The 14922-nt window shown below is 44.1% G+C and carries 12 protein-coding genes and 1 tRNA gene; 2 read left to right on the top strand and 11 right to left on the bottom strand.

Annotation, left to right across the window (positions count from 1 at the left end):
* Positions 1 to 76: 76 nt before the first annotated feature.
* Positions 77 to 1072 (top strand): UDP-N-acetylglucosamine 4,6-dehydratase (inverting), encoded by a 996-nt coding sequence (gene pseB, locus HG547_RS10535; RefSeq protein ID WP_047534019.1) that lies wholly within the window; start codon positions 77 to 79, stop codon positions 1070 to 1072.
* Positions 1069 to 2214 carry a UDP-4-amino-4,6-dideoxy-N-acetyl-beta-L-altrosamine transaminase gene (gene pseC, locus HG547_RS10530; RefSeq protein WP_169547813.1) on the top strand — a complete coding sequence of 382 codons (1146 nt, stop codon included), beginning with the start codon at positions 1069 to 1071 and terminating at the stop codon, positions 2212 to 2214. Before pseB ends, pseC begins: the two co-directional genes overlap by 4 nt.
* Positions 2215 to 2220: 6 nt before the next feature.
* On the opposite strand, the gene HG547_RS10525 is transcribed toward pseC, so the two are convergent.
* From HG547_RS10525 to HG547_RS10475, 11 genes are all read right to left on the bottom strand, one after another.
* Positions 2221 to 3954 (bottom strand): glycosyltransferase family protein, encoded by a 1734-nt coding sequence (locus tag HG547_RS10525; RefSeq protein ID WP_169547812.1) that lies wholly within the window; start codon positions 3952 to 3954, stop codon positions 2221 to 2223.
* Positions 3951 to 5855 carry a glycoside hydrolase gene (locus HG547_RS10520; RefSeq protein ID WP_169547811.1) on the bottom strand — a complete coding sequence of 635 codons (1905 nt, stop codon included), beginning with the start codon at positions 5853 to 5855 and terminating at the stop codon, positions 3951 to 3953. Before HG547_RS10520 ends, HG547_RS10525 begins: the two co-directional genes overlap by 4 nt.
* Complete coding sequence (locus tag HG547_RS10515; protein ID WP_169547810.1) at positions 5852 to 7081, bottom strand: ATP-grasp domain-containing protein; 1230 nt, start codon at positions 7079 to 7081, stop codon at positions 5852 to 5854. The genes HG547_RS10520 and HG547_RS10515 overlap by 4 nt, the downstream gene beginning before the upstream one ends.
* Positions 7081 to 8307: a class I SAM-dependent methyltransferase gene (locus HG547_RS10510; RefSeq protein ID WP_248278736.1), complete on the bottom strand. Its 1227-nt coding sequence runs from the start codon at positions 8305 to 8307 to the stop codon at positions 7081 to 7083. Before HG547_RS10510 ends, HG547_RS10515 begins: the two co-directional genes overlap by 1 nt.
* A complete protein-coding gene (locus HG547_RS10505; protein ID WP_169547809.1) occupies positions 8279 to 9013 on the bottom strand; it encodes an SDR family oxidoreductase in 735 nt (244 codons plus the stop codon). Before HG547_RS10505 ends, HG547_RS10510 begins: the two co-directional genes overlap by 29 nt.
* Positions 9006 to 10751: a thiamine pyrophosphate-binding protein gene (locus tag HG547_RS10500; protein WP_169547808.1), complete on the bottom strand. Its 1746-nt coding sequence runs from the start codon at positions 10749 to 10751 to the stop codon at positions 9006 to 9008. The genes HG547_RS10505 and HG547_RS10500 overlap by 8 nt, the downstream gene beginning before the upstream one ends.
* A complete protein-coding gene (locus HG547_RS10495; RefSeq protein WP_169547807.1) occupies positions 10751 to 11623 on the bottom strand; it encodes an N-acetylneuraminate synthase family protein in 873 nt (290 codons plus the stop codon). Before HG547_RS10495 ends, HG547_RS10500 begins: the two co-directional genes overlap by 1 nt.
* Before the next feature lie 67 nt (positions 11624 to 11690).
* Complete coding sequence (locus tag HG547_RS10490; protein ID WP_169547806.1) at positions 11691 to 11972, bottom strand: hypothetical protein; 282 nt, start codon at positions 11970 to 11972, stop codon at positions 11691 to 11693.
* Positions 11972 to 13297, bottom strand: coding sequence for a 6-hydroxymethylpterin diphosphokinase MptE-like protein (locus HG547_RS10485; RefSeq protein WP_169547805.1), 1326 nt, complete (start codon positions 13295 to 13297; stop codon positions 11972 to 11974). Before HG547_RS10485 ends, HG547_RS10490 begins: the two co-directional genes overlap by 1 nt.
* Before the next feature lie 47 nt (positions 13298 to 13344).
* A tRNA-Arg gene (locus HG547_RS10480) sits at positions 13345 to 13420 on the bottom strand.
* Between the two features lie 55 nt (positions 13421 to 13475).
* Complete coding sequence (locus HG547_RS10475) at positions 13476 to 14651, bottom strand: flagellar assembly protein FlgT (RefSeq protein ID WP_169547804.1); 1176 nt, start codon at positions 14649 to 14651, stop codon at positions 13476 to 13478.
* Between the last annotated feature and the right edge of the window lie 271 nt (positions 14652 to 14922).

Below are 14922 nucleotides of genomic sequence, written 5' to 3'. Positions count from 1 at the left end.
GTTGGAGAGTTGACGAAATGGCTCATCGTTGTCATTAGTAGCTAATCGAAGGTTTAAATCGTGAGTGGGGAACTCTATGTTTGATAATAAAACAATTTTGATTACGGGTGGCACGGGGTCATTTGGACAAAAATACACCAAAACCATTCTCGAACGGTATAAACCGAAGCGATTGATCATTTTTTCTCGAGATGAATTAAAGCAGTATGAGATGCAGCAAGTGTTTAACGCACCATGTATGCGTTATTTTATCGGTGATGTGCGTGATGGTGATCGCCTAAAGCAAGCCTTTAAAGATGTTGATTTTGTTATCCATGCCGCAGCACTTAAACAGGTTCCCGCTGCCGAATACAACCCGATGGAATGCATAAAAACCAATATCCATGGGGCCGAAAATGTGATCCGGGCCGCCATCAGTAATAATGTTAAGAAGGTTATCGCCCTCTCAACAGACAAAGCCGCGAGTCCTATTAACCTATATGGTGCGACTAAGTTGGCCTCCGATAAGCTGTTTGTCGCCGCCAATAACGTAGTGGGAGATGGCAAAACCCGATTTGCCGCAGTTCGCTATGGTAATGTCGTGGGGTCACGTGGCTCAGTCGTGCCATTCTTTAAACAACTGATTGCTAATGGTGCGACTTCGTTGCCCATTACCCATCCCGATATGACACGTTTTTGGATTACTCTTCAGGATGGTGTTGATTTCGTTTTAAAAAACTTCTCCCGTATGCAGGGCGGAGAGATCTTCGTACCTAAAATACCTTCCATACGCATCACTGATCTTGCCGCAGCCTATGGGCCGAGTTTGGAGCAGCAGATTGTAGGTATTCGTCCCGGGGAAAAAATGCATGAGGTCATGTGTCCAGGGGATGACTCCCATCACACGATCGAATTTGATGACCACTTTGTCATCACGCCAAGTATTCGTTTTTTTGGGCGTGAAACAGACTTTTGTACCAATGCTTTAGGAGAGAAGGGGCAGGCTGTGCCGATGGGATTTGAATATAATTCTGGCACTAATCCACATTTTTTAACACAGGCTGAAATTCTTAAACTGGATACCGTTGCATGATCCCCTATGGCCGACAAGACATCAATCAGGCTGATGTTGATGCTGTGATTGAAGTGCTTAATTCTGATTATTTGACTCAAGGGCCTAAGGTTCCTGCATTTGAGTCAGCAGTTGCTTCCTATTGTTCAGCTCGCTATGGCGTAGCGGTAAATAGTGCGACTTCCGCCTTGCATATTGCATGTCTTGCTCTTGGGGTTGGACCAAACGATATAGTATGGACTTCTCCAATTACCTTTGTCGCCTCGGCAAACTGCGCGCTTTACTGTGGAGCTGAGATTGATTTTGTCGATGTGGACCCTCTAACGGGTAATCTTTGTCCACATGCATTAGCAATGAAATTAGAACAAGCGGCTCGGATAGGGAAGCTCCCTAAAGTTGTTATCCCGGTACATTTATGTGGTCATAGTTGTGATATGGCAGCGATCGCTGCTCTTGCTGAACAATATAGATTTCACATCATTGAAGATGCCTCGCATGGGATTGGCGGGAGCTATCATGGATACCCTTTGGGTAGCTGCCAATACTCTGATATTACCGTTTTTAGTTTTCACCCCGTCAAAATTATCACCAGCGCCGAAGGCGGTATGGCCATGACAAACAGCTCAGAATTAGCTGAAAAAATGGCCCTTTACCGCAGCCACGGTATCACTAAAGCCTCCGATAAAATGTTAAGACTTGATGAAGGGGACTGGTATTACGAACAACATGCCTTGGGATTTAACTATAGGATGACGGAGTTGCAGGCAGCACTTGGTTTGTCGCAAATTAGCAGGCTTAATGCCTTTGTTTTGAAACGCAATGAACTCGCCGCTATCTATCGTAAAGAACTCGTTGGTTTACCCTTGAGCTGTGTTGAGCCTTTATCAAATACTCAAAGTGCCAGACATTTACAAATTATCCGCCTAAATGACGCATCAAGAAGAAAGCAGCTATTCAACGATATGAGAGCTGCAAATGTACAAGTGCATGTGCATTATTTCCCCGTACATCTTCAACCTTACTATTTAAAACAAGGATTTAAAGAAGGTGATTTCCCACAAGCAGAGGCATTTTATCAACAGATATTGACTTTGCCACTCTATCCTTTGATGACTGATAAGGAACAAGCTTGGGTTATTAACACCTTGTTAGCAGTACTGTAAGAAAATTCATTGGTGTGAGTTTACCGCTCCCAATAAGTGGCGGATATCATATATAAGTGCTTGTATTCCTTGGTGTGATTCAAAGACTCTTGTTGCTTGGTTTTGGATAGACCTTCTTTGTTCGGGCTCTGTAAGCAGTTGTTGTAACATCTCCTTTGCTTCTTCCAATGTGTTGCTCACTAGACAACAGCGTTCTTGATTGAGGGCGATGAGTTCGGCTTCATCACAGAGATGTTGAGGGGGAAGAAGTAGGGTTGCTGCTTTCCCATAAATGGACTCAAATAGCGATAAGCCATAACAGCTTAAAATGATCTCTGATTGAGCGATTATCTCTTTAAGGTTGTCAGGATTTTGTTGAACCACTATGGCTGAATTGGGGGGCAGTTGAGGAGCTGGAGCCAGTGGGCCTTGAATCCATAAAATGGGCCAATCAGTACCAATGGAGTCCAGTATCGTTGGGAGTTCTCGGCCATAGCCCAACGCATCGCTACCCCCCGTGAGAACTAGAATTTGTGCTTGCTTAGCCGCTTGTGGAATTGTGCTAAAGAGATAATTTTGCCAGCCAGCGGATATTTTGGGATGATGGGCTGGACAATTGAAGCTTGGAATAAATAGCCAATCCAGTACATCCAGTAGCGGTACCATTTTATCTATGCCCACCCGCTTTGTACCACGCTTAGCTAGCCCTGCTAGCCTATTGGCAAATGATTTTAAGTCGATAAAGTTAGGATGAAAATCAACTAGTACTAATGGATTTTGATCTTCGGTTAATGCGCTGAGCAATGCTTGCTCATCCTCATGCCACACTACTTTTGAGCTTGAGTCTAATCGTTGTCCAGCTTCGCTATAAGCGTGAATATTCACTCCTATGCTTAAATGTTCCTGCAATGCATTGGCAATTAATTCTGAGCGCTTGAAATGTCCTAAACCTATTTGAGGGCCCAGATGACAATAGATACTCGCCTTAGCATAGTTTTTGTTAGCGGCCTTTTGTTGTACATGGGCGTTTATGGCGAACAGAGCAGAATCTTTTAGTAACTCTTCTTGTACCCACTCTAAACTGACAACTGTTTCAGTTGGATTATTTACATACCATCGGCGATAGACTTCAACCATAAAGCGATAGTCAGCATAGGTATCTACTGAGATACGATGGGTAATTTTTCCATAATTACCGCTGTCATCGATGTATAGTTTTGTTAATTCAGGTCTTAATTTATCACCATATCCCACATGCTCCCGTGACATTACACAATCACTAACGGCCATCAACCTATTCCAGCCAGATCTAGTATAAAACCCCATCCCTTCATGGAGTGAAATGACCCCTTCTTTGAGTGTGATAGTGTCTTTATCTGAGGCTTTCAGGGCTCGCAGAGCGTGATCGATAAAATTGGGGTCTATAAGTGGGCAATCACCACAGATATACACGATATAATCAGGCTGTTGTCGCTGGATGATCCTATCAAGCCTGCCCATCAGGTCATTAACATCACCTTCAAAGGGGACACAGGTTAGCTGGTTTTCTTGTGCCCAATTGATTAGGGGTTGATTGAACTCATCTGCAGTTGTGGCAAGTTCTATTACACTAATTGTGCTACACGTCTTTAGGCGCCTTAAAATATGGCCAATGATAGGAAGAGTATTACCTGCGGCATCACAAGCGAGTGGTAGCAAATGTTTACTAGCTAAGCGACTAGAGTTAAGGCGTGCACCAATGATGGCGAGTATTTTGGTCATAGATTAATACTCTCTGGGGTAATACAGAGATTGAAATCGAGTAAATTGCCACCTTCCTTGAGTGTCTCATCGGCTTCGGCTAACGAAAACCATAATCGATTAAGGTATTTATCATCTATTTTTTTACTCGAAATCATGGGGAGTGCAGCACAATTGGCGGGATCCCAAGTTAATCGCACGCCACATTGGCCGCTGCCAAACCGAATTTGGCCAGCAGTAGCACCAATGGCGCTATTTGCCGAAACAATTGAAGAGACAGGAGAACCTTGGTCCATATCCTCTTGTATTTGAAAAAACTCTTCCTGAACACCACCGAGATTGGTCTGGTACCAAGCTCTATTATCACAGCCGAGTAAAGTCAGATAACTGAGTCGGATTGAGGCTTCAGGGCGCTGCTTGTCCTCAAAGAAAAGGCCTGTATGTAAAGATTCATGCTCGATACGGTACCATTTAATGATGGCGCCACTTTTTAATGATTGACGGCAATAAATCACTAAATTGCCCTCTGCGCAGCCCAATTCATAATTCACCCGATTTAGATCGGTGACACGATCACGTGCACGAAATCGTTCCATCAACAAATGATTCGAGTAGAAATCAGCACCATAACTAATATGGTCGAAGAAACCATGGGATAAGGTACCTAGGACGGGTTCAAAGCCGTGGGACTTAAAGGCTAATTTATCAATAGCCAATCCACGGTTACCATTTAGGCTCAGGTGTACCTTAGGGGTACGAATATGCAAACGACGTCTTTGTGTATCGTACTCAATCCGAATATCTTCTTGTGCTTCCCAAGGCGCAAATACTGGCACATCGGCAGGATTAGCAACCAAGTTAAGTTGCTGATAGCGTTTTGCGGTGAGATGGGTTCGCAGATCGCTTGCCCACATACGGCACAAGTTTCGCCAGTCTTGCTCTGTTGCATGTGGATTATGTTCTAGTGTGGCGAATCGTTGATAGCATTGACTATTGAGTAGAAGGTCATTACGACCACTTAATCCCCAGCGGCTAACATTATACTTAGCTTGTTTTTTGACTGAAACCGGATGCTCTGCATTGGTTATTTCCACCGCATCTGATACTTGCCAAAACTTAAGAATGTGTTGAGGTAACTGCCAACAATAGTTGTCCATCCCCGCAAGAGTGTTAAAGAGGGTGGAAATTCGCTGCCATTCCCCTTCAACGTGATCCGCCTCAGTTTGGTAGCGACCTGGACGAAAGTCGAACACTTCGGCATCACTGCCATAAACAGGAAAGGCCAACATGCCAGGTTTGAATATTTTAACGAGATAGTGCAGATAATCCTCTAGCGTTAATTCGCCATGAACATAACGCTGGAACTTTTGAAAAGCGATTGCGTGGTTCCAAATCACCTTAATTGTTCTACCACTTGCGGCTTGTAAACTCTGTGGCCTGTCTAACAGTGTGTTGGACCAGTTTGGATTATGGGAGTAGGGATTATCCCATTCCACCACTACAGTTTCAAAACCTTGGTCGATATAAACATCTAAGAGCCCTGCTGAAACGGCTTGCTCATTGATATAGGCAATTTGAGGACGCACCCCAAGCAAGGTGTGATAGGTATCCTGCCCAAGACGGAGGTTAGCCTGATTGACTTTTGCAGGAACCAAAGGCCCAATAATTTGGCTATCACCGCTGGCGATAAGTTCGCACATCCCTTTTTGGATCAATAGTTTGAATTCCTCTACCCATAGAGGGTCAACCTGTTGAACTGCTTCTAAGGTATAGGCCGTCATTTCAATTCCGACAGGGATACCATTTTGCGCTATCTGTAGGAGTGGCCAATAGCATTTGCGAATGACTTCGGCATGTTGTTCATTTTCAATGGAGGAAAAGGCCAGATTGAGATGAAATACCGTGTAGAGGGCAGTAGTCATACTGGTTCATTCTCATATTCGATATGGATCAACGCCAGCGCAGCTTCTGCTCTAGCTATTGCATCGGTTTTGTTATCGGCACTGGCAATCGCAAATCCAGCTCTTTGCGTATGATTAGCAAGCGGATAAATTACGCTTCCAGGCGCTATAAATAGCGTTAACATTTCTACGCCAATGGCTTGATTTGCTTGAGATACTCCATGAATATTGCGGACTCTACCTAGTGCTAAATCAAGGTAGCGAATAGCGACCGCCCGCTGATATTTAGCTGTAACTTCCTCTGTGGTTAAGGGCTCGCCAAGGGCGAGTTTGATAGCCTTTTCGATAAAATTAACGCCAGTCGCAAGGGGGATTTGCGTGGTCGAAAAGAATCCGCCTGAGAGTCTCCCTGCAATTTCAATCACTTTAGCGCCTTGAGCCGTATAGACCATATCTCCCTTGGCTACGCCTTGGTTGATCCCAAGTGCCTCTGCTGCTCGTTCAACAGTGGCAATAACCTCAGCTTTGATGTTTGCACTAACACCCGTAGGAGCATCGCCGCCATTTTCAATGATAAAAGGCTTAGTTCGAGGGAGCCACTCATAGTTACGGTCGGCAAAACCGAGGGTATAGTAGCGTCCACGATCGACCAAGGTTTCTGTACTGAACTGTGGACCTTCGAGATATTCTTCCAGCATGACCCTTGAGGTTGGGGATTCTCTGGCAGCCAATTCCCATGCACTATCAAGCTCTGAGGCTATCTCTATCAGTTGCACCCCGCGTGCGCCACGGCTATCAACGGGTTTAATAATCAGTGGAAAGCCAATCTGATTGGCTTGACTAAGTAAAATTGATTTATCAGATACATCCGCAAAGCGTGGAATAGGAATCCCCTCTGCTTGCAGCCTCTTTTTCATTGCTAATTTATCAGAAACCCAAAAAGCTGACTCAAGTGACAGGCCTGGCAACCCCAAGTCATTACTGACGATAGCTACACTTAAAGGTACATCGGCACACATGGCGATCGCACCATCAATATTTACGCCCTGTGTTTGGAGTTTTTTGACTTCTGCTAAGATGGCTTGACCATCGTAGGTACTGGCAATAATTGGCCAATCTGCCATGGTAAGTCCTGGGGCGGAGGGGTTGCCATCAGCAATAACAAGTTTAAGTCCCATTTCCTTGGCAATGCGGATACCTTCACAGGCTTCTACGCCTGCACCCACAATCAGTAAATTCTTTGTCATTAATGAGTCCGAGTATCGTCAACATTGTGAAGTCTTAAGGTGAGAATACCTTTATCTCTTAGCCATTTGAGCGCATCAAAAATTTCTTTCTCACTGGCGTAGGATGATATGAGGACACAATCTCCATCCTGCCAATCGATTGTATCTGACGCTTGGCAAATCCACTCACCTTGCCTTAATCCCCACTTTAGTTTGGAGGTATCAGTCAGTCCCGTTATAACGCATTCGTCGATAAGATTAGTGTTGGCAACAATTTGGCATGTATGGATACCTGCACCCCAAAGGAAGATTCGCTTACTCTGCTTAAGTGCTGGTAATATTGCATTTAAACAACCTTGCCAGTACGCCACTTCTTTTGCGCGGTAATCAGACAAAATAGCCCTATTCCGGCTGATATTGGGTTGTGCATCATCACAGTGGTCTTGTGCTTTGGTACTTGCTAGCACGCCAATAATAGGCGAAAGGTTACTGTTGTAGTGCTCGACTAGAGATACAACTGAATAACCCGCTTCGCTCAGACTGCGAACCAAATTATCCCGAGTGTAGTAATTAATGTGTTCGAAAGAGAAAAATCCAGGGCATAGACTGGCAGGTTTAGCCATGAGTGGCACTTCGACATAAATAAACCCCTCTGCCATGTTCTGTTGCAGGTTATGGCATTTTTTTAGGGTATCTTGGGGATGATAAAGATGCTCCAGCACATGGGTCAAAATAATTAGCTCAAATTGTTCGTCAGTGTCAAAATCTTCTGCGCTGCCGTGGATACAATCGATTTGATATAACCGTTTTGCAAGTTCAACTGACGCTGTACCTGGTTCAACGCCTAGGACTCTGCTAATTCCTGCCTCGCGAAAACGCGATAAGGTATAACCGTCAGAGCTACCAATTTGCAGTGCTGAGTTGGGAAGGAAACCTATGCCTCTACGAATAAAACGAATTTGCTCATCAAGATCTCTAATCTTGGCTTCAGTTGGTTTCTCTTGTCTTCCTGGATTAGTGTAAACCGCCATCGAGCTATAAAACGTCATCATTTCATCGAAACTAACCGATGGACTTTGACAAACAGATCCACATTCAGGGCATACAGAAAAACCAATTTCCCTTGGTGCGAGGCCTGGAAGTGCCCAAGTTGTTGAAAAAACAACTTCGGTTTTTGATTGACAAAGAAAGCAATTTCTTATCATTAGAAGAGCATCCTTATCCGAAGTACATTCCGCCATTGGCATTTATGGTTTGTCCACTGAGATAATCACTATCTTGGGAGGCGAGAAAGAGGGCGATTGAGGCTATATCTTCAACTTGGCCAAGACGTCCAACTGGAATTGCCGCTGCTTTTTGTTTGCCTGCCTCGGTATTCAATTCATGCTCAGTCATTTCTGTTGCAACTAAACCTATAGCAATCGTGTTGGCTCTTATCCCATCTCGCGAATAGATTTTTGCAATTGATTGGCTTAGGTTAATAAGCCCTGCCTTGGCTGCGGCATAGTGAACTTGGTTATAGCCTCCCCACTGACCTCCAATGGAGCCAATGTTGATGATTCTGCCAAAGCCATGCTGTTGCATTGCAGGAATACAAGTTTGTGCGAGCAAGAATGGGCCGCGCAGATTAGTGTTCAGCATAGTGGTAAAATCATCGGCAGTAATGTCGCTAAAGGGCTTTTCCTGGGCTATGGCGCCATTATTAATCAGTACATCAATACTTCGATGAAAATATTTTTCGACCTCAGTAATACATTGTTTAATACTCTCAGGTTTTGATTGATCCAATGCAAAAGCGGCTACTTTATCTCCTAAGATGTTAGCTAATGACACGGCTTTATCTTGGTGATTAAGGTAAGTTATAGCGACCCAATATCCCGCCTCCGCAAAGGCTTTGGCGATACCGGCACCAATTCCTCTGCTTCCACCTGTGATCAAAACGAGTTTAGACATTTGATGGATCCCTTGGATTACCTTGCATGTCAAAGTAAGGCCACATTTTATCTGTTGTTTGACCCCCTAATAGCATTGGGAGGACATCATGCTGTGTGGCAATTTCGATATGAAGCAGAATAGATTCATCGGTCTCAATAAATTCAGCCAATGGTTGTTCTAGTTTAGCGCTATCACTACAATGCAATGCTTTAATGCCGTAACCTTGAGCTATTAAGGCAAAATTAGGCGATTGTTTGTTACCACAAGCAGTATCAGTTTCCCAATTCATTAATTGGAATTGAGATACTAAGCCTAATCTGTGGTTATCCAGAACCAGTATTTTGATCTTAAGGCCTAACTCCTTGAGCACGCCCAGTTCTTGGATATTCATTTGAAATGAACCGTCTCCAGCGATACACAAAATGGTGGACTCTGGTGAGTGGATTGCGGCACCTATCGCTGTCGGGAGATCATAGCCCATGGTGCCATGGCCTGCCGAGGTAAAAAGCTGGCGATGGGGGAGGGCAAATCTAAAGTGCCTTGCAACCCAATGTTGATGTGCGCCAACACCTGTGGTGACGATAGTGTTCTCTGGTAAAGAGTTGCTTAGTTTTTCTAGCAAGAGTTTAGGTGCAATTCCTGGGTAATCTGGGTAGGGCCAAGCTAATTGCGCTTTCCACTGCGAAATAGTGTTATGCCATGATGATAGATTAGGTGGTGATAATTGAGCAAATTTGGGGTGTAAGGCATCAAAAAATTGCTCTAGTTCAGCTTGAACAGCCTTATGGTGAGCGATACGACTATCAGTTAATTCTCCAATATCTAAATCGACTCTAAAAATTTTCGCATTGGAGGCAAAGGCTGTTTTCAGTGTGCCAGTTTGGCGAACATCTAATCTGGAACCTAATACCAGTAATAAATCACACTCAGCAATGGCTTTACCTGCTAATTGGCTACCTGTATGGCCATGAAACCCTAATGACCCAGAATCATCGGTGTCCAAAACTCCAACGCCTAGCAAGCTATGGCTCACTGGCGCAGGCCAGTAGTTTCTTAAGGTACGGATTGCATCCACTAATGCGGGTGATGTCATACCATTGCCGCAAATAATCACTGGTTTTTGCGAATGTTCAATGGCATTGATTAGTTCATCTATAAAAGTGCCTAGCTCAGTGTTATTGACTGGATAAGCAACCATTTCGGGAACTTTGATGGATTCAGTTGCTGCACTGCGTTGAACGTCCATTGGTAAGTCAATCGAAACAGGACCTCTTCTGCCTTCTAAAGCCAGTTGCCATGCAATAGGAAGAATAGCGTATAGCTCCGCACTGTTTTTAGGTTGGAATTGCCCCTTAGTGATAGGTTTCATCAATGATGGGGTATCAACTTCTTGGAATCCAGATTGTCTTACTCGTTTTTGGCCTGTGAGGTCGCCAGTACCCACTTGGCCCGTAAATACTAACATCGGAATACCATCAAAATAGGCATCGGCGACGGGCGTTAATACGTTGGTTACACCTGGGCCTGATGTTACTGCCACTATACCTGGTAATTGGGTTAGTTTGCCTTGAGCTAGTGCAGCATAACCGGCACCTTGCTCATTTCGTGAAGTGTAAACGGTTACTCCGAAACGTTTGCAAGCATCTAATAAAGGAGCGATGGTTCCACCGGGATAATTGTGAAATGCTTTAATCCCTTGGTGGGCTAAAAATTCAATAATAGCATCTGCTACTACTGTAATTGGGGACATACTCATTATTCTGATACTCCAAATTTTTCTCTTTGAGACTTCATTGGGCGTAATCCATCTTGCGGATCGGCTCGCCATTCTCTATCTGAGGCTTCGCTGGCAACAAATTGTTTTACTGGGTTTCCATCAATAACAGTTGCAAGTTTGACTCCCTGAATTACCGTTGCAATTTGTTGTGGTAACCAGCAATGACCAGCAGCGTATTCATCGCCTGTTTCATCTAAATCTAAATGGAACTCGACAACATCGGCTTCCCATCTGTGTATGGCCCGATTAATGACAGCACTGGAAACAGTATGATCAGACCATCCAACTTTAACTTGGTAACGATTTCTAAAACTGCCCAAAACGGCTAAGTTACATTCACGTTCTGGGGTTGGATATGCAGAAACACAGTGCAGTAAGGTAATGTCATTGGCACCATTTTCTTTCAAGGTTTTTAACGCGTGATCGATTTCTTCTATCGTGGCCATGCCCGCTGAAATCACAACTGGTTTTCCTGTTTTCGCGCAGGCCGCGAGTAGGTCGTCCCAAAGTAATTCATAGGATGCGATCTTGTAGAAATTCACAAAGGGTTCAAGCTCTGCTACCGCGTCGAGATAAAACGGGGTACAAGAAAACTGAATACCGTATTCATCGCAGGATTGCTTGAGTTGGGGCAGAAAACTGACGGGCAACTCCCATTGTTTACGTTTACGATGCATTTCACTCTTAGATAGAATCTCAGGTGCAAACAGTTCTTCAATTTTAAACAGTTGAAACTTAACGGCATCGCAACCTATGTCAGCAGCTGTTTTGATAAATTCTATGCAACGCTGTAAGTCTTTATGATGGTTACTAGAAACTTCGGCGATAAAGACAGGGGAATGTTTAGTCATAGTGGCTCACACAATGGTGTTGATAACGTATTAACGGCAAATGACAGGGAAGCTTTAAATTAGCGTTTTAGCGACTGACAAGGGCAATGAGCTCATACTCTAAGTAATCAGCAAGATTAAGCCAATCGTGTTGCTCCTGAGCTTGTAGCATTGGCGCCAGCATTTGCTGAAACGAGGGTAATTGCATCAGCTCGGGGTGATGTTTCTCAATTGAATCGAGGCATAAACGAAATTCCACTGATGCCTGAGCTTCCTTGCCTAAACGGAAGGAGTGGGCCGCTTGGCAAAGCATGTCTTCAAGGGACTGTTTTGGTGAAGGTTTTGGCGAATTATGTGGTTTAGACAACATTAAATCAGCTCCTTATATTGCGAACCGCGGATCTTCGCGCCCGATAAACTGGCTTGGTAAAACTTCACCTGTGGATGTTTAGCAATATAGCGTTCTAAATGTCGTAAATAAGCGCGAAGATTTAGATCAGTTGCAATCCGTTGACCTTTACCATTAATCAACCAATGTTTTGCTTCTCTCACCTTTTGTATCACAGCTTCAACCCATATTTTTTCAGATTTGTCTTTGCTTTCAAATGGATAATCATTCCAAAAAGCATGACTTTTATTATTGCAGTAACAAAAGTCACAGCCTAATAGCGTGATTTCTTTAGCATGTAACTTAACGGCTAAATCAATTGCTGGGTGAATCACACTGCCATTTGTAAACAGTCTCAGCTTGGGGTTCAGTTGGGCCATGCTGTCGTAAATTTTACTCGTGCCATAAGCCACAAATCTTGGCCCTAGCCAATGGGCTAATACTTCGGGGGCTACCCGAGGAAAATACACAAGATTGATTTCTTGGGTTTCTGACAAAGGCAAATGATAGGAGGATATTAAACCGTCAATACAGACCACGATATCAGGCTTAATCTGATGATGAAGTAAGCCACGTAAAGCCGTATCCGCAGCAATCAACAAGGGTTTCGATGGGCTTAAACTCAGTTGCTTAAGATAAGCATAATGTTCTTCTAAAGACGGACCTGAGCCTATAACAATTGCTTTGTATGGATTGTAGCTTTTCGTTAAATGGGCAGCATCAGGATCGTTAGTAATAAAAACCTGATTATCGGCAAAGCGCTTAAGGATCTCAGGATCATCGATTTGATGGTGTCGATTGGTGAAATCACGATTAAGCTCCATCACCAAGAGATCCCTCAGTGTGGCATTGTCATCACTGACTAGATTGAGATCTGGGGTAATGGCAACATTCGGAAATTGCAGCGTGGCACTGGGCATCGCATTTAATAGCACATTCGGATGACTGAGCCATTCCCTCTGATCGGTGTAACAAAGCAGCAATGCGAATACGGCTAAGTTTAAAATGCAAACTTCGATTTTTTGATATTGCGGATTATCCGTTAATAGACTCGGCACATCACCCATACCCACGCCATAAACCGTGACTTGGTGAACATTTGAGGGAAGGCTACTAATAAACAGCTGTGCTTCAGTGATGCGGTCATGGCGACTGCTGAGCTGAATACCATTAACACTGATAGTTTGGTTTTGGCCTTGAACTAAGTGCGCATCAAGATGGTCAATTGATTGGCTTTTTATCGCTGCAGCCACAATTGGCCAGCGTTTAGCGATAATATTCAGATTAGTGGCAAATAGTTCAGTCATTCCGTTTCCTCGGAAGCTTTCGTGTTGATATTACCGACATCACTATCTGGTCTCTCCACAGGGACTCGAACCCCGATCGGCCGCTTAGGAGGCGGCTGCTCTATCCTGTTGAGCTATGAAGAGACGCTGGTGATTATACTGGTTTTATCTTTGATTAAAAGGCTTATGATTTAGTTGCTTAAATCTTAAGCGCGATGTCGTTTATCTGTACATTGTAAACCGCATTTTGGTCAACGAGTACGGCTGTTGCACTTTCTTCACTCACTTGTTCAATTTGCACTGTTGCTCGGCTTTTGGTAGCAATGGCACGCATTTCATTGAGTCTATCCGGTAAATTGCGTTGTAACACCACTTGGAACTTATCGCCAACTCGAATGCCATGTTTTCTGCCTAGGTTGAGAATAATCCGGTCTCCTTGACGACTGACTACTTGCCCAAGTAGTGGCCTACAGTTGAGCGTGTTATCAATATCGCGAGTCGCTTCTTGCAGCAGTTGGCTGATATTTTTGCCGTAGGATGAACGCCAAAATCTATCACTATTGGGGGCAACAATGGCTTGTTCCTCAAATTCCCACCGAGCCGATGTGCTGTAGGTTTTGTTCCATACTTCTTCACCGCTAATGCCGTGATAAAGGCTAAGCTTTAATTGGAACTGCCTTTGTGGCGCTTCATCCCACCATCCCATAAAGGTGGCTTGTACTGGATCGGTTGAAATATCAATAATTTGCGGTAGTAAAATGTATTGGCTATCGGTAATTTCACTCAGCCAACTCGGAAGTCTATAGCCGCGGATATCGACCAGTTCTTGTGCGATATCGAGCCTTTCTTTGGCATGGATATGGCTGTATCCAGTTGATGAGTAGCCATCAATACTATTACCGAGTCTTTCGGAGATGACTTCTTCAAATCCTGATAATTGGCCGTAGCGTAATTGTGCTCGATCTTTTATTTGGGCTTGGGGAATAAGGATCGCGGCTTTTAATTGGCCCGTTGGGCATTGTTGTGTTGGGTCATCATTCAGATCGAGCCTGAGCGACACATAAATTTTATTCCCTTGAATGCGTTCACTCACTAACTGAATACTAATCGCTTGAGCGTTACGATTAATGGCGAAGCTGTCTTGCGTGAGATTGCCGTTGGTGGTTTGTTGTTCACTGGATATTTGGATCCCGGTGCTGAGGGTGGCATAGCTAACCGCTTGATTGATGGCTTCTTCCCGCGCTTGGGCGATGTTGCCATTAGTGATGATTGCTTCACCACTGGCTTCGACCCATTCTGCTTGCGCTTGATTAGCTTGAAGTGCGGCCAGTAGTAGGCTGCTAATGATGAGCAAGTGCTTTCTGAGTATGTTCATTAATAAGCCCTTCAGGTCAATTGTGCCAATCAGTTGAGTCAGTTTAATGGCGGTTTTATTGGCTGTAAAAGCAAGTTCCGTGCCTGATTTATGAAATATACCCAAACTATCTGAAGTTGCTGAATAGGTGTCGAGGGTAAAGTTATTGGCACCGTTGTCGATAATCTGGTGAGTGAATCAAGGATTGTATTTTGACTTGGTCTAATATTTGCAATCTTTTTGACTAAAGATTGCGGCTCGCTTTGAGGCGCATTGATATCGATAATGAGGT

Origin of the sequence: Shewanella sp. DNRA4 (assembly GCF_012843185.1) — a bacterium.
GTDB classification, from domain to species: Bacteria; Pseudomonadota; Gammaproteobacteria; order Enterobacterales; family Shewanellaceae; genus Shewanella; species Shewanella xiamenensis.
This window is presented reverse-complemented; position numbering and strand designations above follow the sequence as displayed.

Bases quoted from the DNA above. Each gene is read 5' to 3' on its own strand.
- pseB (WP_047534019.1), top strand. From the start codon at position 77: ATGTTTGATAATAAAACAATTTTGATTACGGGTGGCACGGGGTCATTT.
- pseC (WP_169547813.1), top strand. From the start codon at position 1,069: ATGATCCCCTATGGCCGACAAGACATCAATCAGGCTGATGTTGATGCT.
- HG547_RS10525 (WP_169547812.1), bottom strand. From the start codon at position 3,954: ATGACCAAAATACTCGCCATCATTGGTGCACGCCTTAACTCTAGTCGC.
- HG547_RS10520 (WP_169547811.1), bottom strand. From the start codon at position 5,855: ATGACTACTGCCCTCTACACGGTATTTCATCTCAATCTGGCCTTTTCC.
- HG547_RS10515 (WP_169547810.1), bottom strand. From the start codon at position 7,081: ATGACAAAGAATTTACTGATTGTGGGTGCAGGCGTAGAAGCCTGTGAA.
- HG547_RS10510 (WP_248278736.1), bottom strand. From the start codon at position 8,307: ATGCCAATGGCGGAATGTACTTCGGATAAGGATGCTCTTCTAATGATA.
- HG547_RS10505 (WP_169547809.1), bottom strand. From the start codon at position 9,013: ATGTCTAAACTCGTTTTGATCACAGGTGGAAGCAGAGGAATTGGTGCC.
- HG547_RS10500 (WP_169547808.1), bottom strand. From the start codon at position 10,751: ATGAGTATGTCCCCAATTACAGTAGTAGCAGATGCTATTATTGAATTT.
- HG547_RS10495 (WP_169547807.1), bottom strand. From the start codon at position 11,623: ATGACTAAACATTCCCCTGTCTTTATCGCCGAAGTTTCTAGTAACCAT.
- HG547_RS10490 (WP_169547806.1), bottom strand. From the start codon at position 11,972: ATGTTGTCTAAACCACATAATTCGCCAAAACCTTCACCAAAACAGTCC.
- HG547_RS10485 (WP_169547805.1), bottom strand. From the start codon at position 13,297: ATGACTGAACTATTTGCCACTAATCTGAATATTATCGCTAAACGCTGG.
- HG547_RS10475 (WP_169547804.1), bottom strand. From the start codon at position 14,651: ATGAACATACTCAGAAAGCACTTGCTCATCATTAGCAGCCTACTACTG.